This window comes from Neorhizobium sp. JUb45, assembly GCF_004343585.1.
Taxonomy (GTDB): Bacteria; Pseudomonadota; Alphaproteobacteria; order Rhizobiales; family Rhizobiaceae; genus Neorhizobium.
Genome location: NZ_SLYW01000008.1, coordinates 78,703 through 101,031, shown reverse-complemented (window position 1 = coordinate 101,031; position 22,329 = coordinate 78,703). Strand labels below are relative to the sequence as shown.

Below are 22,329 nucleotides of genomic sequence, written 5' to 3'. Positions count from 1 at the left end.
CATCATCTTCGTGAAGCGGATTTCTTCAGGCGCCTTTCAACATCCCATCTCGGCCTGATCAGAACGTCATATCCGGCTCCGCCCTCGGCAGGTTCGGGCGGAGTTCCAGGCATCGCAAAATGCGAGGCAAGGAGGGTGAGCCTGCGAATGCAAGGGAATATCATGTCCAATAACATCTTCCTTCTTCCTGGCGACGGCATTGGCCCTGAGGCGATGGGCGAAGTGCGCAAGATCATCGCGCATATGAACGACACGATGGGCACGGGCTTCGTGCTCGATGAAGGCCTTGTCGGTGGATGCGCCTATGACGCCCATGGTGTCGCTATTTCCGAAGAAGACATGGCCAAGGCGATGGCGGCAGACGCCGTCCTTTTCGGCGCCGTCGGCGGCCCGAAATGGGATAGCGTGCCTTATGAGGTTCGCCCCGAAGCCGGCCTGCTGCGCCTGCGCAAGGACATGCAGCTGTTCGCCAATCTGCGCCCGGCAATCTGCTATCCGGCACTGGCCTCCGCATCGTCACTGAAGCCGGAACTGGTTGAAGGCCTCGACATTCTGATCGTCCGCGAACTGACGGGCGGCGTTTACTTCGGTGAGCCGAAGGAAATCATCGATCTCGGCAATGGCCAGAAGCGCGGCATCGATACGCAAATCTACGACACTTACGAGATCGAGCGCATTGCCGGCGTCGCCTTCGAACTGGCACGTACGCGCAACAACGCCGTCTGCTCGATGGAAAAGCGCAACGTCATGAAGTCCGGTGTGCTCTGGAACCAGGTCGTCACCGAGGTTCACAAGCGCTCCTATTCCGACGTCAAGCTTGAGCACATGCTGGCCGATGCCGGCGGCATGCAGCTCGTTCGCGCCCCAAAACAGTTCGACGTGATCGTCACCGACAACCTGTTCGGCGACATGTTGTCCGACGTTGCCGCCATGCTGACAGGATCGCTCGGCATGCTTCCGTCCGCTTCGCTCGGCGCACCCGATGCCCACACAGGCAATCGCAAGGCACTTTACGAGCCTGTACATGGCTCGGCACCGGATATTGCCGGCAAGGGCATTGCCAACCCGATCGCCATGATTGCATCGTTTGCGATGTGCCTACGCTATTCGTTCAACATGGTGGCCGAAGCTGACCGCCTTGAAAAGGCGATCGCGACCGTGCTCGACAAGGGCATTCGTACCGGCGACATTATGGGTGAGGGCTGCCGCCAGGTCGGCACGACCGAAATGGGCGATGCCATCCTTGCCGAATTCGCCGCTGCATCGGCCTGATTACGTCAGCGTCTGACACAAATGTGTTGAACTTGACCCGTTTCGCATATCGGCCCGGCTGGCTTTCGCCCGCCGGGTTTCCCATATGCCTGTTCCTGCATGCCACTAGTGCTTATTGAAGAACAGGTGAATATGACGTCGACATTCTCCAAGCTAAGACAACGCAGACAACGCCATGGCGGTGGCTCCGCTTCTCCAGCCTGGTGGCCTTATGCCCTTGTGGCCGTCAATCTTATCCTGATTGCATTCTTCACACTTGATGCACCGATGGGTGCATATGCGACGCATACACCGAACTTACTTCTTCCCATTGGCGAAAAAGTCACCGACTTTGCCCGTTCGGGATGGATACTCGTTGTTGCAGGTCTCGCATTTCTCGGCGCATTCGCCTATTCACGCCGACCTATGCCGCATCGCCAGCGGTTTCAGGTCATCTATACGACCCATATAGCTGCCTATGTTTTCCTGTCGGTCGCCATATCCAGCCTGATCGCCAATATTCTGAAGATCGCCATTGGTCGTGCCCGACCGACCCAGTACGAGGAATGGGGAATTTTTGGTTTTTCGCCTTTCCATGGCGCGTTCGATTTTGAAAGCTTCCCGTCGGGTCATTCCACGGTCGCGGGCGCTTTCATGGCAGCCTTGGCGCTGCTCATGCCACGTTACCGTATCTTCTTCCTGATTGCCGGCCTCTGGCTCGGTATGGCACGTGTCATTATCGGCGTGCATTATCCAAGCGATGTCATCGCTGGGCTGTCTTTCGGGGCCTGGATCGCATTTGCGACGGCGATCGCCTTCTCGCGCTACGGCCTGCTGTTCAACTTCACGCCGGGACGCTTTCCACGCCTGCGTCGGCCGCTTCGCTTGCGCCAACCAAAGACATTGAAGTGAGAACAGGCTTACAGGAGGTTCAGCGCCTCTGGTTTTTACGGAATTCTGATGAAATCGAAGAGAATGCTGCGGGCAAGTGTTTCATCGCCCTGATCCACCGCAGTCTGCAGCTCTCGTAGCGCTTGCGTGACGTCTTGCGCGGAATGGCTTGCCTGGGCCCGCATGATTTTCGGATGCTCGGTTTTCAAAGCATTTGTAACGTCATAAAAAAGCTCTTCGAAAAGCTTCTCTCCCGGCCTGATGCCCGTCACCTGTATTTGAATGCTGCCAGGCAGGTTCTGGTGATTGCGAACAGTGAAACCGGCAAGACGGATCATGTTTTCTGCCAGATCACCTATCCGCACCGGCTCTCCCATATCGAGCAGAAAAGTATCGCCTCCCATCGACATCGCGCTTGCCTGAACGATCAGTTCGGAGGCTTCCTGTATGGACATGAAATAACGCGTCATGTCTGGATCCGTCACCGTGACCGGACCGCCATTGGCGATCTGCTCGCGAAACAGCGGCACGACCGATCCGTTGGAGCCAAGAACATTGCCGAAACGAACAGCGCAAAACTGCTGATTACCGTCCTTGGTTGCTTCCGCCGCCTTGGCGCGAATGATCAGTTCTGCCCAACGCTTGGTCGCGCCCATGACATTGGTCGGGCGTACAGCCTTGTCCGACGAGATAAGGACGAATTTTTCCACACCAGAAGACAAGGCGACATCAGCAACGGTCAATGTTCCAAAAACGTTGTTGCTGATGCCTTCAAGCACATTCGCCTCTACAAGCGGCACATGCTTGTGAGCCGCGGCATGATAGACGACTTCAACGCCGTTGCCACTTATTGCTGCGCGTACCTGTGCCGCATCTCGAACCGAAGCCAAAACAGGAACGACATCGCAATGACCGCCGCTGCGCAATTCGCGATCGATTTTGTAAAGGGCAAATTCGTTAGCCTCGAAAAGCACGAGACACTTCGGCTTCCACTGCACGATCAGGCGACACAGTTCTGACCCGATAGAGCCACCGGCACCCGTCACCATGACGACCCTGTCATGCAGGACACTCCGCAAGAGCGTCTGGTCCGGCGGAACGAAGGAGCGGCCCAACAACTCGTCGATCTCGATCTCTCGGATCTGGTTGACCAGATATCGACCGTCGACGAGGTCAGTGATGTCGGGCAAAGTACGGATTTTCACGCCAAGCCCGCTGACCAGGCTGATAACCGCCTGGCGTCTGTTCGCGGGAATCGAAGACATGGACAGGATGATTTCCTGTATGCCGTATTTCTCGATCAGTCGCGGCAACTGGTTGGGTGGAAAAACACGATAACCGCCGACGTCCCGACCATGGTGCTGGGGATCATCATCGACCAGACCAACAACATAACGCTTGCCATGACCGCGCAAGACGGTCGCCAGCTGTACGCTGGATGGACCCGCGCCGTAGATCAGCATCGGATGTTCGTCGCGGCGGATGCCTGTACCGCTGCTCAATATGAATTTGGCAGCAAACCGGCTGCCGCCGACAAGCAGTACGCCAATGGCAAAATAAAAGAATGGAACGGAGCGGGGGACGATATCCCTGCCAGCCATCGCTGTCAGGAAAACAAAAATCACCCAGATTATGGTGGAAATCACCATGGAGTGAAGAATTGTCCAGATCGCCGTATCCGGCAGGTATCTCAGGACGGCGCGATATAGCCCCATTCTGATGAAGACGGGAACCGCAATCACCGGCGCCAACAACCCAAGCAACAGGCGTTCATCGGTGATCTGAGGGGTCCATTCAGCGTAACGAAGCGCATAGCTAGCCCAAAGCGCAAACATCAGTGCACAGAAGTCAAAGCTGATGAGCAGGGCGCGTTTCCAGAACCGCGGCGTTGCGACAATAATCCAGCGCAAGAATTCGATCACGCTCATTTCACCTAAATTCGACCGATATTCCGGGCACAATCTTTTTTCATCGGGTCAGTTCCGCGCTTCCGGCCGGTTTCTGAAATTTTCGACCGTCACGCGCATACCTTCCTCGGATGAAATCGGCGGAACCCACTGCAGCAGGCGGCAGGTCTTGCCTATATCTACCTGAAGGTTAGCTAGCAAGCGATCTTGATAACCTGACTTTCCCATAAGTTGTAGAAGGCCGGTTAGCAATGCGACAGGGATGGGCAGGTTGATCGGTTTCTTTCCCTGCAGTTTCGCGAGTTTTGAAAACAGCTCTGCGGTCGAAAAATCGACGCCATCGCTGACCAGAAACACCTGACCTGCGGCGTGGGGATGATCTGATAACCGCGCCAGCAGGTCACACAGATTTTCAACATAAACCAACGACCGGCAATTGTTGATGGCACCGAATGGCGAAGGCAACCCGCTGCCCGCCCATTTCAGCATCAGCGCGAAATTGGCAGGCACGCCGGGCCCATAAACAAGGGGAGGGCGAACAACCGTGATCTCCATGCCGGTGTCGCGGCCAAGCTGGAACAGTTGTCGTTCAGCCTCGAGCTTCGATCGCCCGTATTCATCGGCAGGTCTCGGCATGTCGTCCGCGAGGAAAGGTTTTCGTGTGGCGCTCTGGCCCCCACTTGCCTTGATAGAACTTACGAAAACGAAACGCCGGACACCGGTTGCGGCGGCCTGGCGCGCAAGTGCCAGTGTCGCATCGACATTGACCGATTGGAATGCCTGCGCCGGATCAGCTTCCTCCTTGAGGACATGTGCACGACCAGCGAGATGAATCACGACATCCACATCACGCAACGCAACAGACCAGTCGGGATCCTTCGTCATGTCTCCAAGAGCCATACATCCAGGCGCAGGATTGCGGCTAACCGCGCGGAAAGGCATTGCGCGCTTTTCCATAAAAGCGATCAAGGAACGACCGATAAAACCATTTCCGCCAGTGATCAGGATCAAGGGCCAGATCTCCTTTTTGCCGGCTATGCCGGGCTAATGCAGTCCACGCCCAAAATGTCCGCCCGTCTCGTCGTCCCTGAGACCCGCGCCGACCCAGAGGCAACCAACGGCAAGCAGAACATAAACAACCGCCACGGCACCATAAGCGACAATCGGCGATGCAGGGAGGAAAGCGGTCACCGGCAGAACGAACACCAGGTTGAAGATAATGGCTGCCCCGGTTACCGGCAGGGCTCCTCCCACCTTTCGGGACAAGCGCTGATAGGCATGGGAGCGGTGCGCCTGCGTGACATTTTCACCCCGGATAAATCGCACCAGCAGAGTGACCGTCGCATCGACTGCAAACAGCGAGGCGAGAAGCAGCCATTGCGGAACGGTCAGCCATCCCGAAGACATGCTGACAAGCGCAAAAGCGAACAGCATGAAAGCGAGAAATGTACTGCCGGCATCGCCCATGAATATGCGCGCAGGCGGCCAATTGAGAGCGAGAAACGATAGTGTCGAGACGACAATGGCAGCCATCATCCACCAGAACGACGATAATGGAATGCCATCGCTCCAGATCACCAGCATGGCCGCGCCCAGCATCATGACCGACTGTTGGCCGGCTATCCCATCAATACCATCCATGAAATTGAAAAGATTGATCCACCAGACTCCGGCCAGCAGGAGCAATGTGAATGCCAGCGGCCAGAGAGCACCATATTCGGATCCGAAAAAATCAGCAGCAGCGCTCGAAAGATAGATGGCAGCTGCCACCGCACTTGCCTGAACGAGAAAACGAACAGAAGCGGGCAGGGGCGTTCTGTCATCAATCAACCCCAGGAGAGCGATAACGACACCCAGTCCGCATACCCCCATTGCAACGGGATCACTGCCGGCAAAAAACAGGCAGGCAGGCACCGCGCCAACGACAATGCCTATTCCACCACCGGTCGGAGTGGGCTTCTTGTGCGATGAACGTGCGACAGGCGCCTGCACCATTCCTAATCGCACCGCATTGACAATCATCAGCCATATGACCAGCCAACTCACTGCAGCAGAGGTGATGCAAAGAAGCACATTCGTCATCATGACGGATATTGGGATCCTGTCTTAAGAAGCATTGCTCCGGTGTAAGGCCAAGGCTGCAAGCTTGTCCAGCGTAACCGGTTCGCCCATACCGCTCTTGACTCCCTCCACAAATCTTTTAATGAATTCGCGCGAAAAGGAAGCACCATGGCCCATATGCGGTTCGACATCGCTGCCCATGATCAACCGGCACAACCTGCCGGAGGATGCTTCTTTGTTTCCAAAACCAAGGCCAAAACCACGACGAAAATCGTCTGACGTCTCTGGCCCACCGCTCTCTCCCCGGTATGGCCGGGGATCAGGATCCGGCGACATGTCCGGTTCCCCTCACAGCCGAGGAGAGAAGAGAAAGAGAGCATATCATGGGTTTCAAGATCGCAGTCGCAGGCGCTACCGGCAATGTTGGCCGGGAAATGCTGAACATTCTTTCCGAGCGTGGCTTTCCGGCGGATGAAGTGGTGGCACTCGCCTCCGCCCGCAGCCAGGGCACAGAAGTTTCCTACGGCGACAAGACGCTGAAGGTTTCCAACCTCGAACATTACGATTTCTCCGACACCGACATCTGCCTGATGTCCGCTGGCGGCGATGCTTCCAAGAAGTGGTCGCCGAAGATCGGCGCGCAGGGCTGCGTCGTGATCGACAACTCGTCCGCCTGGCGTTACGATTCCGAAGTGCCGCTGATCGTCCCGGAAGTGAACCCAGACGCGATTGTCGGCTTCGCCAAGAAGAACATCATCGCCAATCCGAATTGCTCGACGGCCCAGCTAGTGGTTGCCCTGAAGCCGCTGCATGATTTTGCCAAGATCAAGCGCGTTGTCGTTTCCACCTACCAGTCGGTCTCCGGCGCCGGCAAGGAAGGCATGGACGAACTTTTCACCCAGACCCGCGCCGTCTTCGTCGCCGATCCGGTCGAAGCCAAGAAGTTCACAAAGCGCATCGCCTTTAACGTCATTCCTCATATCGATAGCTTCATGGAAGACGGCTATACGAAGGAAGAGTGGAAGGTTCTGGCCGAAACCAAGAAGATGCTCGATCCCAAGATCAAGGTCACCTGCACTGCCGTGCGCGTACCGGTCTTCATCGGCCACTCGGAATCGGTCAATATCGAGTTCGAAAACGAGATCACTGCCGACCAGGCGCGTGACATCCTGCGCGAAGCACCGGGTTGCCTCGTCATCGACAAGCACGAGAACGGTGGCTACATCACGCCGCTTGAATCGGCCGGCGAAGACGCGACCTACATTTCCCGTATCCGCGAAGATGCCACAGTCGAAAACGGCCTCAACATCTGGGTTGTTTCCGACAACCTGCGCAAGGGTGCGGCATTGAACGCGATCCAGATTGCCGAACTTCTCGTCAATCGTGGCCTGATCAAGCCGCGCAAGCAGGCCGCCTGAACCTTTTGGTAAGCATGTAATACTAAAACCCCGCTGAAAAGCGGGGTTTTTAAATGCGAATCGCTGCAGGATCACGAACTGTTCATTCTTCCTTGCGTTGCGAGCGTTGAAAACTCTGCCATAAGCTGAATATCGATGGCCCTGCGGCGAATAGACTTATCCGCTGCTCTAACGGAACGATGGACCTGACACGCATGAAAAAGCTTTTCCTCTCCGGAATACTTGCAATCGGCTTCGGTTTTTCCGCGGCACCTGCCCTGGCAGCGGCATGCGGAAACGACAGCAGCGGCTTTGCCAACTGGGTTCAGGATTTCAAGCAGATCGCGCCCTCCAAGGGCATTTCGCCGGCCGTGCTGGATCGCTCATTCGCCAACGTCATCTATAATCGCGACACCATCCGCGCCGACCGCGGTCAGCGCAGCTTCAAGCTTTCTTTCGAAGAATTCATGAAGAAGCGTGGTGGCCAGACGATCATTTCACGTGGCCGCACCATGAAGAACAGCAACGCATCGCTGTTTGCCTCGATCGAGCGCCGTTACGGCGTTCCGGCCGGCCCGCTCCTCGCCATCTGGGGCATGGAAACCGGTTTCGGCAGCTACCTTGGCAATCAGCACACGCTGTCGGCAGTCGCCACGCTCGCCTATGACTGCCGCCGCTCTGAGTTTTTCACTGAACAGCTTTATGCTGCGCTGCAGCTCGTTGCCCGCGGTGACCTGAGCGTCACCGCCAAGGGTGCTGCCCACGGTGAAATCGGCCAGACACAGTTCCTGCCATTGAACGTCATTCGTTTTGGTGCAGATGGTGATGGCGACGGCCATATCGACATGGTTCGCTCACGTGCCGATGCACTGGCATCGACCGCGAACTTCCTGCGCGGCCACGGCTGGCGTGCCGGTGCAGGCTATCAGCCTGGCGAACCGAATTTTGTCGCTATTCAGGGATGGAATGCCGCCTCTGTGTATCAGAAGGCAATTGCCCATATCGGCGCGCAGATCGACGGCAAGTAAGCCGTCGATCCTTATTCGTCACTCATGTCATAGAGTCGGGCGGATGAAATCGCCCGTCTCGTTCATGATCCAGAGTTCGCCGGTCGATATGTCGAACCAGGCGCCATGGATCCTAAGCGCACCTTCATCGTGAAGCTTTTTCACGAACGGAAAACTCATCAGGTTGCTGATCGAATTGCGGATCGAGACGCGCTCCAGCGCTGTCTGCCGCTCAGCCTGCGTCATCAGATCGTTGTTCTGGATCTGCTCGGCAGCGGGTTTCACAAGCTGCATCCATCGGCCGATGAAGTCACCTGCGGATAATGGCTCCATGGCGGGATCAAGTGCCGCCTGTATGCCGCCGCAACGACCATGCCCCATGATGACGATATCGCCGATCTTCAGGACCTGTACCGCATATTCGACGGCTGCGGACGTTGCGTGATACTGGCTGTCAGGCTCGTATGGCGGCACCATGTTGGCGACGTTCCGCACGACGAACAGCTCGCCCGGACCGCAGTCAAAAATGACTTCCGGCGCCGCACGCGAATCGCAACAGGCGATGAGCAGTGTGTGAGGGGTCTGGCCGTGCTCGGCCAGCACGCGATAACGTTCGCTGGCATCTGCGTAACGACCGTTCATGAAGCTGCGGTAGCCCGCAAGCAAAGGTTCGGGAAAAGCGTCCATGACGAGACGCTTATCGTGCACGCTGACGAGAATCAACGGTCACGATATCGCCTTATCGGCGAACGTTCTGCAAAGGGTGGATCAATCGACGCAGCTGGACCATTGCCATAGGGGTGGAAAGGCTTGCGGAATCGGTTTCGAGCGCCAGTTCGTCGCCACCGCGCTTGGCTGTGCGGGCGAGCACTTCATAAACACTGGCGGTTGCCAGTTGCAGCGCTTTCTCTTCATCCATCCCCGAAAGAAGCCGTGCAAGAAAAACAGCCGCAAGCAGATCACCCAGGCCATTCGGCGGGTTTTCGATCAGGCGATGTTCGGCAAGAAGTGCAAGCTTGCCCGTCAGATAGAGATTTCCGGTTCCACCAGCCATCATCGGCACGGCCGAGGTTACCAGCATGCGAGCAGGCCCGAGGGCGACGGCCGCATCCATGATTTCTGCGTTGCTGCCAAGTTCCGCACCCGAAAGCCAGGCCAGCTCGTACCGGTTCGGCGTAGCAAGAGAAGCAAGCGGAATAAGGTCGTCGCGGATCGCCTCGGCAGTGGCCTGCGGAATGTAGAGGCCACCGAGATCCCCCATCACGGGATCGCAGACGTAAAAAACATCAGGATTTTTCTGACGTAAAGCCTGTATGAGACGGGCAACCGCCTTCGGTTGCCCCGGATGACCGAAATAACCGGTCAAAACGGCTTTAACTTCACCGATCCATGGCGCTGCGATCAAATCGTCGATAACCTTGTCGAATTCCTCTTCGGAAAACACGATGCGGGTCGAGCGACCATGTCCCGGATGCCAGGGAAGAACCACAGTCGGCAATGCCCACACAGGAAAACCAAGCGTTTCGAGTGCAAAGACCGCGGCACGGTTGCCCACCGAGCCACGTATGACGTGGCTGGAAATGACGATGACGGCGCTTGGGTTTTCAGACATGAAAAAAGACTTTCGATCGAATGGTTCGTTGATCAGTTTTTCAGCGGTTTATGTCAACAAGTCTTCGTTGATCGGTGGAATAACCGGATAGCAATCGGCTAACATAAGATAACCGTCTGCTTCGGTTTGTCTGCCGCAGACGCCATAAAATGATCTGGGAGAGGAATGCCCATGGAAACGAAGCGCAATCCGAAAAAAGACAAGCAGATCGACGCGGCACGCCGCATCGCAACCAAGAATGCGCTTGATCCGCATCTCCTCTTCAGCCGGGCAAGCAAGGACGACCTTGCGAATTATACGCCCGAAATGCTCGCGCTTTCTGCCGAGCAGGCTCGAAAGGCGCTGGCCGGCTGGGACCACAAGGACGCTCGCGTACAAATCGAGGCGGTGGCCGGAATCGAACCGGCGGGTACTGCAGTGTCCGTGCTGACGATCGTCGATCACAATCAGCCCTTCCTCTACGACTCGGTCATGGGCGAAGTGACCAGCAGCTATCGCGATCTGACTCTTGCCGTTCATCCCATCCTGCATGTCGAAGACGGCAAGGAACCTGTTTTCCACCCCGGCGAGGCGCCGGTCGATTCGGAGCATACCGTCAGCCTGATCCAGCTGCACATCCCGCTGTTGACGCCGGAGCAGGTAAGCGACCTCAAACAGCGCATAGACAAGGTTCTCGGCCAGGTTCACCTCGCGATCCATGATTGGCAGGCCATGCTTGCCCGGCTCGATACGACGATCACCGACCTGACGGCGGTGGCGCGCAAAAAAGCCGAGCGCGATGAGGCACTCGCCTTCCTCGAATGGCTGCGTGACGACAATTTCACCTTCCTCGGCATGCGCGAATACACCTATTCGGGCAGTGGCAAGAATGCCCAGTTCGAGCGCGCCAGCGAACGTGGCCTCGGCATTCTGTCCGATCCGGACGTGCTTGTGTTGCGCCAGGGCAAGAGCGCCGTGATGACCACGCCGGAAATTCTCGAATTCCTCGAGGGACCGGATTTCCTGATTGTCACCAAAGCCAATGTCAAATCCGTCGTCCATCGTCGCGCCTATATGGACTATGTCGGCATCAAGCGCTTCGATGAGGCTGGCAAGGTCATCGGTGAGCTGCGTGTCGTCGGCCTGTTCACGGCAACCGCCTATACCCATTCGGTCAGCGAGATCCCGCTTATTCGCGCTAAAGCCAAACGCATCAAGGAGCATTTCGGCTTCGATCGGCTGAGCCATTCCGGCCGTATGCTCAAGAACACGCTCGAATCCTATCCGCGTGACGATCTTTTCCAGATTCACGCGGATGTGCTGATCAGGTTCTGCGAACAGATCATGGAACTGGCGGAGCGGCCGAGAGTACGGGTTCTGCCACGCATTGACCAGTTCGATCGTTTCGTATCCGTGATCATTTATGTTCCACGTGAAAACTACAATTCTTACGTGCGCGAAAAGGTTGGGGAGTACCTTTCCGCTACATACGAAGGACATGTTTCCGCCTATTATCCGGCTTTCCCCGAAGGCGGCATAGCCCGCGTCCATTTCATCATCGGACGAACAGGCGGCAAGACGCCGCGCATTCCGCAGCCAAAGCTGGAAGCAACCATTCGCGATATCGCGACCCCATGGAGCGAGCGTTTTGCGACATTGGCAGGGCCGCATCAACCCGTGCTGCACACAACCCAGGCCTATCAGGAAGCCTTTACGCCTGAAGACGTGTTTGGCGATCTGGACGACATCAACGCCTGCGCCAATGGTGAGCCGATCCGCATCGAGTTTTATCGAAGCGGTGCCGACGATGAGACAACGCTTTCGCTGAAGCTATTCCACCAGGCCGGCCAGCTTTCGCTGTCACGCCGCGTGCCGCTTCTGGAAAACCTGGGCTTCCAGGTCTTGAGCGAACAGACGTTTGAGCTTGAAGTCGAACAACAGGGCGCAAAAACGCTCGTCGTCGTGCATGACATGGAACTGCGCGTCAATGCCGACAGCAAGATCGACTTCGTCCGTCAGGCGCCGCAGCTCGAGGAAGCATTTCTCGATGCCTATTTCGGCCTGATCGACAATGACAGCTTCAATCGCCTCGTCCTGCTTTGCGGTGTTTCAGCGCGCGAAGTGACGGTTCTGCGGGCCTATGCCCGCTATCTGCGCCAGACCGGCATCGTCTATTCACAGAACCATATCGCCGACACGATGGCGCGATATCCGAAAATCGCCACCGATCTGCTGAAGCTTTTCCACGATGGCTTTGATCCAGAACTGAGCGACAAGAAGCGCCACAAAAAACTGTCCGAGCGCCATGACAAGATCGAAGCAGCGCTTGCCGATGTTCCCAATCTCGACGACGACCGCACGTTTCGTCGTTTCGCCAATGCCATCGATTCGACTCTGAGAACGAACTATTTCCAGCGCGACGAAAACGGCAAGCCCAATGCCATGCTTGCCTTCAAACTTGACCCGAAACAGCTCGACAATCTGCCAGAGCCGCGTCCATTTCGTGAAATGTTCGTCTATGGCACTGAGGTCGAAGGCGTGCACCTTCGTTTCGGCAAGGTTGCCCGCGGCGGTCTGCGCTGGTCTGATCGCGGCGAAGATTATCGAACGGAGGTGTTGGGCCTCGTGAAGGCACAGCAGGTCAAGAATGCCGTCATCGTGCCGGTTGGCGCCAAGGGTGGCTTCTTCCCCAAGAAGCTTCCGGTCGGCGGTAACCGCGACGAAATCTTCAACGCCGGTCGCGCTGCTTATATGACCTATATCCGCACGCTGTTGTCGATCACCGACAATATCGTCGACGGCGAAGTCGTCGCCCCGGCAGATACGGTACGCGTCGATGACGATGATCCCTATTTCGTCGTTGCCGCCGACAAGGGCACAGCCACCTTCTCCGATACGGCCAACGGCCTTGCCCAGGAAGCCGGCTTCTGGCTGGACGACGCCTTTGCCTCGGGCGGCTCGGCCGGTTACGATCACAAGAAGATGGGCATCACCGCGCGCGGCGCCTGGGAAACCGTAAAACGGCATTTCCGCGAGCAGGATATCGACATTCAAACCACGCCTTTCACCGTCGCCGGTGTCGGTGACATGTCGGGTGACGTTTTCGGCAACGGTATGCTGCTGTCACGCGAAATCCGCCTGATCGCGGCCTTCGACCATCGCGACATCTTCATCGATCCCAATCCGGATACGGTAAAAAGCTTTGCCGAGCGCGAACGTATGTTCGCGCTGCCGCGTTCGAGCTGGCAGGACTATGACCGCTCCGTCATGTCCAAGGGTGCGATGATCATTTCGCGGTCGGAAAAGTCGGTGAAGTTGACGCCGGAAGCGGCGGCCGCAATCGACCTTGGCAAAACCACGGCCACACCCTTCGAAATTCTCACGGCAATCCTGAAAAGCCCGGTCGATCTCCTGTGGTTCGGTGGCATCGGCACCTACATCAAGGCAACCTCCGAAACCGATGCTGAAGTGGGAGACCGTGCCAACGACCCGATCCGTGTGACGGCAGGCGAAATCCGCGCCAAGGTGATCGGGGAGGGCGCAAATCTTGGCGTCACCCAGAAGGGACGCATCGCCTATGCCTTGGCTGGCGGTCGCTGCAATTCCGACGCAATAGATAACTCGGCAGGCGTCAATTCTTCCGACGTTGAGGTCAATATCAAGATTGCTCTCAGCCCCGCGATGAAGGAAGGCCGCCTGCCGCGTGAAAAGCGCAATCGCCTGCTCACATCGATGACGGAAGAAGTCGCAGCCCTCGTCCTACGCAACAACTATCTTCAGTCGCTGGCAATCTCGCTTTCCGAACGCAAGGGCTTGCGGGACCGTGAAGTGCTGTCGCGCCTGATGTCGGTTCTCGAATCGCGCGGCCAGTTGAACCGCAAGGTGGAGACCCTGCCCGACGACCCGACCATGGCGGATCGTTATATTGCCGGCAAACCTTTGACCCGGCCGGAAATTGGCGTGCTTCTTTCCTATGCCAAGATTGTCCTGTTCGATGATATTCTCGAAAGCGCGCTGCCGGACGATCCGTTTATGGCGGTCACATTGGCCGACTATTTCCCGGCCGGCATGAAGAAGGCCTACGCCGCCGATATAGCTGGCCATCGTCTACATCGCGAAATCGTGGCGACCTTGCTCGCCAACGAAACGATCAATCGCGGTGGTCCCGGTTTTGTGCAGCAGATGGTCGACATTACCGGCAGCACACCGGCAGATGTCGTCAAGGCAGCCTTCCTGGCACGCGAAAGCTTTGGCCTGCCGCAGCTTTGGCAGGAAATCGATGCTCTCGATAATCAGCTTCCGGGCACGATCCAGAACATGCTCTACGCACGCGTCGAGGATATTTTCGCCGATGCAACCCGCCTGATCCTGCAGACCAAGACTGCCGATGGCCTTCTGGAAACAGCAGGCCGTCGTCTGGCCACAGCGATCAAGGGAATGCGCGCATCCCTGAAGGATCTGCCGGCCGATGCCGAACTGGAAACAGCCGGCATCTCGGAGGAACTTTCGCACAAACTGCGCGCTCTGCCGACACTCGTGTTGGCCCCGGAGATCATGGTCGTTGCCGAACGCACCGGCGAATCCCTGGCGCGCGCAACGGAAGCCTATTTTGCCGTCAGCGAAATCTTCCGTATCGGACGTCTGCTGGACTCCGGCGAACGGGTGACGACCACGGATCATTACGAAAGCCTGGCCCTGACCCGCAGCCTGCAGCAGATCACGGTCGCCCGCCGCGATATCGTTATTGCAGCGCTTTCGACACACGCCCGCGACAAGAAGCCGGTGGAAGCTTGGTATGCAGGTGACCGCCAGCGCGTCAACCGCATCAGCGCCGAGTTGATCGCGCTGAGCGATGGTGCGGATGTGACGCTGGCCAAGGTGACCGTGGCTGCCGGCCTGTTGGGCGATCTCGCCCATCGCAGCGCCTAGTCGCCGGCTAATGGGAACGGCGCCCAACTCGACCAGCAATCCCGCTCCGGAGCCAAGGACATCGCGCCTTGGTATCTGGGGCTGGATGTTGTTCGACTGGGCGGCCCAGCCATTCTTCACGGTGGTAACGACCTTCATCTTCGGGCCATATCTTGTGGCCCGGATGACCGAAGATCCAGTGGCCGCTCAGGCCGCATGGAGCAACATGGCGACCATCTCGGCACTGTTGATCGCCATCCTTTCGCCCGTGCTGGGATCCATTGCCGATCAATCCGGCGCACGAAAGCCATGGATCGCCTTCTTTGCCGTCATAAAGATCGCCAGCCTGGGGATGCTGTGGTTTGCAGCGCCCGGATCGCCGATCATCTGGCCGCTACTTTTCATGGTACTGGCCTCGCTTGCCGCCGAATTTTCGGTGGTCTTCAACGATTCAATGATGCCGCGGCTGGTCAGCGAGAAGGAGGTCGGGCGTATATCCAATATCGCCTGGGGGCTGGGTTATCTCGGTGGCATGCTGGTGCTCATACTGGTCGTGGCGTTTCTGGCCGGCGATCCTCGCAGCGGCTTGACCATCATCGGCATGGAACCGCTGTTTGGTCTCGATCCGTCAACGGGTGACGATGCACGCGTGACAGGCCCACTCTCGGCCATCTGGTATTTTCTCTTCATCCTGCCGATGTTCTTTTTCACCCCGGATGCCGCCAAGGGCCTGCCGCTGCGTCAGGCAGTCGTGTCGGGCTTGAGCGAACTGCGCGGCACGATCGGCGAATTGCGACATCGCCCGAACCTCATGCGCTTTCTGATTGCCCGCATGCTTTATCAGGATGGGGTCAACGGCCTGCTGATCCTCGGTGGCGCCTTTGCTGCCGGGATGTTCGGCTGGGCGACAATCGAGATCGGCATTTATGGCATCATTCTGAACGTCGTCGCGGTTTTCAGCTGTATCGCCGCCGGATGGATCGACCGCTCACTGGGTTCCAGAAAAGTCGTGATCATCAGCCTTGCCCTTTTGCTGGTGGCAACGGCGGGCATCATATCGACCAATCCGGGCAGCGTTCTTTTCGGGCTGCTGCCTCTGTCGATGGAAGATGGTGGCGGCCTGTTCGGCACCGCGGCGGAAAAGGCTTACATCCTGTTCGGAATGCTGATCGGCATTGCCTTCGGGCCAGTTCAGGCGTCGTCGCGCTCCTACATGGCACGCAGCGTGAGCCTATCGGAATCGGGTCGCTATTTCGGCATCTATGCCCTGTCAGGCAGGGCGACGAGTTTTCTCGCCACCCTGTTTTTCTCCATCGCCACCTATGCCACGGGTTCGGCCCATATCGGCATGGCGACGCTCGTCATCTTTCTATCGGCCGGCCTTGCATTGCTGGTCACAACGCCCGATCAGGCCAGAACGCCGGAAGAACCTCCGGCGCAATAAATTCCGACTTTAGTGCCGGAAATGGCGCATGCCGGTGAAGACCATTGCAATACCGTGTTCATCGGCAGCGGCAATCACTTCCGCATCTCGCATCGAGCCACCCGGCTGGATAACCGATGTAGCGCCAGCTGAAATGGCCGAAAGCAGGCCATCCGCGAACGGGAAAAACGCTTCCGATGCAACGGCTGAACCCTTCGTCATCGGCTCAGCCCAACCCATGGTCTTGGCAGCTTCCTCAGCCTTGAGACCGGCAATCCGAGCGGAATCGATGCGGCTCATCTGGCCGGCACCGATGCCGGCTGTCTGGCCCTGCTTCGCGTAAACGATCGCGTTGGATTTGACGTGCTTGGCAACCTTGTAAGCGAATTTCAGATCTTCCAATTCCGTCGGTGTCGGAGCGCGCTTGGTGACAACGCGCAGGTCGATGTCCTCGATCATGCCATTGTCGCGGGTCTGGACAAGTACGCCGCCAGCGACAGTCTTGGCGGTAATCCCGCGCGAGCGGGGATCAGGCAGACCGCCGGTGACGAGCAGGCGAAGGTTCGGCTTTTTGGCAATGATGGCCTTGGCCTCTTCAGACACTTCCGGCGCGATGATGACCTCGGTGAACAGCTTGACGATCTCTTCCGCCGTCTCGCCATCCAGCAACTGGTTAAGCGCGATAATGCCGCCAAAGGCAGAAGTGCTGTCGCAGGCAAGTGCGCGCATATAGGCATCTTTCAGCGTCGGGCCGGTAGCTACACCACACGGGTTGGCGTGCTTGATGATGGCACAAGCCGGGCCGTTATCGGCCGAAAATTCGCCGATCAGCTCAAACGCACCATCGGTGTCGTTGATGTTGTTGTAGGAAAGCTGCTTGCCCTGCAGAAGCGTGGCGGTTGCGACGCCCGGACGGTTTTCGCCGGTGACATAAAAGCCAGCGCTCTGGTGCGGGTTTTCGCCGTAACGCATCTCTTCCTTCAACACGCCACCGATGGTGCGGTAGCGCGGGATTTCGATGTCGAGCGCTTCGGCAAACCAGTTGGAGATAGTCGTGTCATAGGCCGCGGTGCGGGCATAGGCTTTTGCCGCCAGCTTCTGACGGAAGACGTAGGCGGTCTGGCCATCATTGCTGCGCAACGCTTCGATCAATGCCGGATAATCGGACGGATCGGTAACAATGGTCACATAGGCATGGTTCTTGGCAGAAGCGCGGATCATCGCCGGGCCGCCGATATCGATGTTTTCAACCGTGGTCGGGTAATCACCGCCGGCAGCGCGAACTTCTTCGAACGGGTAAAGATTGATGACGGCAAGATCGATGCCATCGATGCCGTGCTCCTTCATCGCCGCCACATGGTCTTCGTCGTCACGGATGGCAAGCAGGCCGCCATGCACGCTTGGATGCAGCGTCTTGACGCGACCATCCATAATTTCCGGAAAGCCGGTCACTTCCGAAACATCGGTGACCGCAAGGCCTGCTGCGGCAATGGCCTTATGCGTTCCACCGGTCGACAGAAGGCGTACACCCTGTTCAACCAGCGCTTGGGCAAGCTCGATGATGCCGGTCTTGTCCGATACCGACAAAAGCGCGGTACGGATTTTCACCTTGTCGGGAGCAGGGATTTTTTTGGACACGACGGCCATCGGGCTTCTCCATCTGGTCGCGCCCGTAGACGATCGGGCGCCTTAAGGCGCCGCGTTAGCACAGGTTTGAGAGAGAAGAAACCGCGCTATTCCGATCGTTTCAGCATCCAGCGGATTTCGGTGATCATCGGAAGCGTAAAGGTAATCGTCAACTGCTCCGTTTCGCGCACACCGGAAACATCGGCAAAAAAGATGTCTTCCTCGATTTCGACCTCAAGCCCGGGCGCCGTGAAAAGCCATGCATCTCCGTCAGGCGCATCCATCAGCACCGTTTCGGCATCGATCCTCGACAGGGAAATCGACGGATGGATATGGAAACGGGCAACGGCAACGAGATCCTTGGTTCCAGTACGCGTTGCGCCATCCGGCATATAAAAGCGATCATGGCCCTTGATCTTGGACCCTTTGACATTCATGCCGATTTCGCGGGAATGCAGGTAACCGAATTGGGCCAGATATCCATCATGCGTGGCGCTCAGCCAGTCATTGCCCTGCGCATCGTCCGAACGATCGCAATGCGTCACCTGAAACGGCTCCATCACGGACAGGCCAAACGGTGTTTTGGACAGTTTTGAGGACGAGGTTTCATTCAAGGTGATAGTGGAATGCGTAGCCGTGGCGCGGGCAAGCATTCTGTAGCTGCGGCCGGCAAATTTCGGCATGCCGGCATTGATGATGTAGCGATGCCGACCCGCCGACATTTCAAAGGCAAGGCAGCCCGCATGCGCCGCATGAGCAGCCTGGGCGGTTTCAGGCGCTCCGGTATCGACGATGACAGTCGTGTCGTCCGCTGCCAGCCGATGGTAGTGGATATGCGGTAGGGCCTTGAACGGTTTACCCGATGTCTCGTCATATCTGAGCACAGACAGGAGTTCCGTCGCAGGCGTTGCACTTGCGCCGTTGAACAGCGCGAGATCACCATCCTGATGACGGAAGAAGCGCAATGCCGGGTACATCCGGTCTATCGTCGGTATGAGCTTCTGCGGCACATCATGGCCAAGATTGATATAGGTCTGGCGCAAAGGCAAAAGATCAAGCAGCAGGTCAAGAACCAGCCGCGGGTTGCGTGATGCGTGGCCACCATCAGCGAGAATCTGACGTTCCAGTTCACGGTCTAGTTTTAGTCCCTGGCGGCGCAGGGCAGAAGGCGAGGACGGCATGGCGATTGCAGCCATGGCAAGTGCTATCTGCAGGCGCAGACGCGTCTCCGTTTCGGGCAAGTAATCGGCTATCTTGCGGAGATATTTGGCCTGGTAGGCGAGGCTCTTCATAAAGCGACGATAAAAGACGCTGTCACTGCCCTGCAGCACGACCGTCGAGTGCGACAGCCAGGCAATCAGCCGCTCGGCCGTGACATGCGGTTCCCAGGCGATACCCGAAATTCTCTTGCCGTGCAGGGCAATCCAGTTGGCCGTGATCGAACGCGCGTTCGCGCAGGCAGTATCGGTTTTTGCTGTCCGGATATGACGCAGCCAGGAGAAGGAATGCAGCCTTTCGGCAAACCCGCGCGACGGCAATTGCAGCGTGAACGGCGATTCCCCATCGGTGACCAGAACACGTCCGGCAAGGGGAAAACGCCCTTCGAGAATTTCCTCGGCAATGTAGGGATCGGTCGCGCGCAAATCGGTAGGCGCGACGATCAATCTGTCCGGTACGCGCAGAGACGGCCGGGTCAGCGGCATGCGCAAGGCCAGCCACGCCAGGCAAAACCTGTAACGAGCCTGCTGCAGGCCGGCGGAAAACGATCCCCGGCGATCTGCCACGCGTGTCGACAATGCAAAACTCCCACGAGCATGATGCGCCAGCCGTTATCCGGCGACGGAATCATCCTCCAAACCTAAAAAAGTATTGTCTTTTATGATGAAGAAACGGTTAGCGCGGAGAAAGCACTGCCGCAAAGAAGCCATCCATGCCGCCGGCAAAGCCGTCCGTTGGCTGAAGAAGCGCCGGAGTGGTGCGGAACTCGCCGAGCGGCGTGATGGCTGCTTCCAATCCGGGCCAAGCGGCTGGATCGACCGGCACGCGGACAATGTTGGGATTATCCGCAAGAACCTTGGCGACCAAGGCTTCGCCCTCGAGAGGATCGAGCGAGCAGTTCGAAAAAACGACAAGCCCGCCCGGCTTCACCAATGTGATCGCATGACGAAGCATACGCTCCTGTAGCACCGCCAGCTTGCCGATATCGTCTGGGCCTTTCGTCCAGAGCACATCAGGATGGCGCCGGGTCGTACCGGTGGACGAGCAGGGCGCATCAAGCAGTACACCGTCAAGCAACTCATCCGGCTTGAAGTCGAAAAGATCGGCCTGCCGCACCTCGACGGACAGCTTCAGGCGATCAAGATTTTCCTGCAATCTGCGCACACGATTGGCGGATTGCTCGATCGCAATCACATCGGCACCAGCTGCAGCAAGCTGAGCCGTCTTGCCTCCGGGCGCGGCACACAGATCCGCGATCCGTTTGCCCTTCAGATCGCCAAAAAGCTTGGCCGGGATCGCAGCAGCAGCGTCCTGCACCCACCAAACACCGTCTGCATATCCTTCAATGCCACCGACCGAACCTTCGAAAGCCGGAAGCCGTATGCTTCCAGTCGGAAGTATCCAGCCATGCAGCTTATCAGCCCAGCCCTCGACATCGGACTTGACGGTGAGATCAATAGCCGGCGGCCACAGCTGGGCCTCGGCAATGCGCATGGCATCTTCAACGCCATAGGCTTTGACAAGCCGTGCGTGGAACCAGGACGGCACCGGCGAAATTTCCGCAGTTCTCGCGAGAATATCGTCCTTCTCCCGCACCATACGACGCAGCACGGCATTCACCAGTTTGGCAAAACGGCGGTTTCGCGGATCGCGATTGGCCTGCTCGACTGCAAGATCAACAACCGCATGAGCGGGCACATCCAGATGCAGGATCTGGGCAGCAGCAACGATAAATACGTGATGGAGCGCACGAGCGCCTTCGGGAAGTGGCGTCTCGAGAAGAGAGTTGATGGCCGCCTCCAGACGCAGAAGATGGCGCAGAGCGGTCGTCAGAATTGCGCGCGTCAATGCACGGTCGGCATCGCTCAGCGCTTTGTAGGCTGCATTGCCCTGATTGAGATCAAGCATCCCATCGAGAGAAATCTTGCGATCAATCACCGCCCCAAGAAACTTGGCGGCGGTCATGCGCACTTCCAGGCCCGGCTTATCGGAAAAGACCGGGCGAGGGGGCCGCTGACCATTTCCTGATGTCGAAGATTTCTTGTTTTTGTTCTCGTTCAAGACCAGGGACCTTTGCGCGGTTCATCAGAGCCGCGGCCCCAGCCGGTATTGGGTACGGAACGTGCGGCGCGCTGGGGTTTAGCAGCCTGAAAGCCGCCAGTCGAGGTGGCACCATCGAAAGAACCGGCCATCTGTTGCAGGGCAGCGATCCGGTTATCGGTATTTGGGTGGGTGGAAAACAGATTGTCCATGCGCTCGCCGGACAACGGATTGATGATGAACATATGCGCGGTCGCCGGATTACGCTCGGCATCGTAATTCGGAATGGAATGTGCCGCGCCGGAAATTTTCGCGAGTGCCGAGGCAAGCCACATCGGATTGCCGCAGATTTCAGCACCTCTGCGATCGGCGGAATATTCGCGGGTGCGGCTGACCGCCATCTGCACCAGCATGGCTGCAAAGGGAGCCACGATCATGGCAACGATAGTGCCGACAATGCCAAGAGGGTTATTGCGATTGCCACTGAAGAACATGCCAAAATTCGCAAGCATGGAAATGGCACCGGCAAACGTCGCGGTGATTGTCATGATGAGCGTGTCGCGGTTCTGGATATGGGCCAGTTCGTGCGCCATCACACCCGCCACTTCCTCCGGTGTGAGACTTTCCACAAGACCGGTAGAGGCAGCAACGGCCGCGTTCTCGGGATTGCGGCCGGTGGCAAAGGCGTTCGGCTGCGGGTTGTCGTAAACGTAGACGCGCGGCATCGGCAGCCCTGCATTGGCCGACAAGTCACGAATCATATGGAAAAATTCCGGGGCGTTACGCTCGTCCACTTCCTGTGCATGGTAGGTGGACAGTACCATCCTGTCCGAATTCCAGTAGGAAAACAGGTTCATGCCGGCTGCGATCACAAGCGCGATCATCATACCGCCCTTGCCGCCGATCAAAAGGCCTACCCCCATGAACAAGGCCGTCATGAAGGCCAGAAGCATGGCGGTGCGCATCATATTCATCGTCATCTCTCCCGTTGCCAGTTAACCGAAGGGTT

16 protein-coding genes are annotated in these 22,329 nt (G+C 57.6%); 6 read left to right on the top strand and 10 right to left on the bottom strand.

Annotated features, from left to right (window positions below):
• Nucleotides 1–159 precede the first annotated feature (159 nt).
• Together leuB and EDF70_RS23790 are read left to right on the top strand one after the other, a co-directional pair.
• A complete protein-coding gene (leuB, locus tag EDF70_RS23795; RefSeq protein WP_132278888.1) occupies nucleotides 160–1,272 on the top strand; it encodes a 3-isopropylmalate dehydrogenase in 1,113 nt (370 codons plus the stop codon).
• A gap of 132 nt (nucleotides 1,273–1,404) precedes the next feature.
• Nucleotides 1,405–2,163, top strand: coding sequence for a phosphatase PAP2 family protein (locus EDF70_RS23790; protein WP_132278635.1), 759 nt, complete (start codon nucleotides 1,405–1,407; stop codon nucleotides 2,161–2,163).
• Nucleotides 2,164–2,198: 35 nt separating this feature from the next.
• Here the strand turns inward: EDF70_RS23790 and EDF70_RS23785 are convergent, their stop codons facing one another.
• From EDF70_RS23785 to EDF70_RS30060, 4 genes are read right to left on the bottom strand one after another with little or no spacing between them, the layout of a single operon-like run.
• The gene (locus tag EDF70_RS23785; protein WP_132278633.1) at nucleotides 2,199–4,070 is read right to left on the bottom strand and encodes a nucleoside-diphosphate sugar epimerase/dehydratase; all 1,872 of its coding nucleotides are present in this window, start codon (nucleotides 4,068–4,070) and stop codon (nucleotides 2,199–2,201) included.
• Between the two features lie 48 nt (nucleotides 4,071–4,118).
• On the bottom strand, nucleotides 4,119–5,060 hold the full coding sequence (locus tag EDF70_RS23780; RefSeq protein WP_132278631.1) for an NAD-dependent epimerase/dehydratase family protein: 942 nt from the start codon (nucleotides 5,058–5,060) through the stop codon (nucleotides 4,119–4,121).
• A 33-nt stretch (nucleotides 5,061–5,093) separates the two neighbouring features.
• A complete protein-coding gene (locus EDF70_RS23775; protein WP_132278629.1) occupies nucleotides 5,094–6,134 on the bottom strand; it encodes a glycosyltransferase family 4 protein in 1,041 nt (346 codons plus the stop codon).
• 21 nt (nucleotides 6,135–6,155) lie between these two features.
• Complete coding sequence (locus EDF70_RS30060; RefSeq protein ID WP_165932113.1) at nucleotides 6,156–6,446, bottom strand: hypothetical protein; 291 nt, start codon at nucleotides 6,444–6,446, stop codon at nucleotides 6,156–6,158.
• Nucleotides 6,447–6,493: 47 nt separating this feature from the next.
• Between EDF70_RS30060 and EDF70_RS23765 the strand changes: the two genes are divergently transcribed.
• Together EDF70_RS23765 and EDF70_RS23760 are read left to right on the top strand one after the other, a co-directional pair.
• A complete protein-coding gene (locus EDF70_RS23765; protein ID WP_132278627.1) occupies nucleotides 6,494–7,528 on the top strand; it encodes an aspartate-semialdehyde dehydrogenase in 1,035 nt (344 codons plus the stop codon).
• Between the two features lie 194 nt (nucleotides 7,529–7,722).
• Entirely contained in the window at nucleotides 7,723–8,535 is an 813-nt protein-coding gene (locus EDF70_RS23760) for a lytic transglycosylase domain-containing protein (RefSeq protein WP_245519311.1), read from the top strand.
• Nucleotides 8,536–8,562: 27 nt separating this feature from the next.
• On the opposite strand, the gene EDF70_RS23755 is transcribed toward EDF70_RS23760, so the two are convergent.
• Nucleotides 8,563–9,201: a carbonic anhydrase gene (locus EDF70_RS23755; RefSeq protein ID WP_132278623.1), complete on the bottom strand. Its 639-nt coding sequence runs from the start codon at nucleotides 9,199–9,201 to the stop codon at nucleotides 8,563–8,565.
• A gap of 52 nt (nucleotides 9,202–9,253) precedes the next feature.
• Nucleotides 9,254–10,126 (bottom strand): pyridoxal kinase PdxY, encoded by an 873-nt coding sequence (pdxY, locus tag EDF70_RS23750; protein ID WP_132278621.1) that lies wholly within the window; start codon nucleotides 10,124–10,126, stop codon nucleotides 9,254–9,256.
• Between the two features lie 171 nt (nucleotides 10,127–10,297).
• On the opposite strand from pdxY, the gene EDF70_RS23745 reads away from it, so the two are divergent.
• Both EDF70_RS23745 and EDF70_RS23740 read left to right on the top strand, forming a co-directional pair.
• A complete protein-coding gene (locus EDF70_RS23745; RefSeq protein WP_132278619.1) occupies nucleotides 10,298–15,034 on the top strand; it encodes an NAD-glutamate dehydrogenase in 4,737 nt (1,578 codons plus the stop codon).
• A gap of 10 nt (nucleotides 15,035–15,044) precedes the next feature.
• Nucleotides 15,045–16,457, top strand: a complete 1,413-nt coding sequence (locus EDF70_RS23740) for an MFS transporter (RefSeq protein ID WP_245519310.1) — start codon at nucleotides 15,045–15,047, stop codon at nucleotides 16,455–16,457.
• Nucleotides 16,458–16,466: 9 nt separating this feature from the next.
• Here the strand turns inward: EDF70_RS23740 and purH are convergent, their stop codons facing one another.
• The 4 genes from purH to htpX form a co-directional block, all read right to left on the bottom strand.
• A complete protein-coding gene (gene purH, locus EDF70_RS23735) occupies nucleotides 16,467–18,083 on the bottom strand; it encodes a bifunctional phosphoribosylaminoimidazolecarboxamide formyltransferase/IMP cyclohydrolase (RefSeq protein ID WP_132278617.1) in 1,617 nt (538 codons plus the stop codon).
• Nucleotides 18,084–18,169: 86 nt separating this feature from the next.
• On the bottom strand, nucleotides 18,170–19,858 hold the full coding sequence (locus tag EDF70_RS23730; protein ID WP_348639732.1) for a heparinase II/III family protein: 1,689 nt from the start codon (nucleotides 19,856–19,858) through the stop codon (nucleotides 18,170–18,172).
• A 97-nt stretch (nucleotides 19,859–19,955) separates the two neighbouring features.
• Nucleotides 19,956–21,347: a transcription antitermination factor NusB gene (locus EDF70_RS23725; protein WP_245519318.1), complete on the bottom strand. Its 1,392-nt coding sequence runs from the start codon at nucleotides 21,345–21,347 to the stop codon at nucleotides 19,956–19,958.
• Nucleotides 21,338–22,294: a zinc metalloprotease HtpX gene (htpX, locus tag EDF70_RS23720; protein ID WP_132278613.1), complete on the bottom strand. Its 957-nt coding sequence runs from the start codon at nucleotides 22,292–22,294 to the stop codon at nucleotides 21,338–21,340. The genes EDF70_RS23725 and htpX overlap by 10 nt, the downstream gene beginning before the upstream one ends.
• Nucleotides 22,295–22,329 lie beyond the last annotated feature (35 nt).